This window comes from Halorubrum sp. SS7 (assembly GCF_005435055.1).
In the GTDB taxonomy this organism is placed as follows: domain Archaea; phylum Halobacteriota; class Halobacteria; order Halobacteriales; family Haloferacaceae; genus Halorubrum; species Halorubrum salinarum.
The window spans coordinates 1-235 of the sequence record NZ_SGXV01000630.1 but is presented as its reverse complement, the minus strand read 5'-3'; the positions used below and the strand labels follow the sequence as shown (position 1 = coordinate 235).

The window sequence follows — 235 nt, the reverse complement described above, 5'->3', positions numbered from 1 at the left end:
CCTCGAGTACCACCAGGACGGCAAGACGTTCGGCCGCCAGCTCGGGACCTACGCGCTCCTCGTCGCGGTGCCGGGCGAGCGCGAACTCGGCACGGCGATCGACGTGGCGATCACCGACCACGGCTATCGCTCCGTGACCGGCGTCCCGTATCCGCTCGACGTCAATTCGGCCTCGATGGACGAGCTGACGGCGATACCGGGGATCAATCGGAACACGGCCGGCGACGTCGTGGTC

General features: G+C 68.5%; 1 pseudogene. It reads left to right on the top strand.

From position 1 onward, the window contains the following. Nucleotides 1–235, top strand: a pseudogene (locus EXE44_RS19400) (radical SAM protein); the annotation flags it as partial.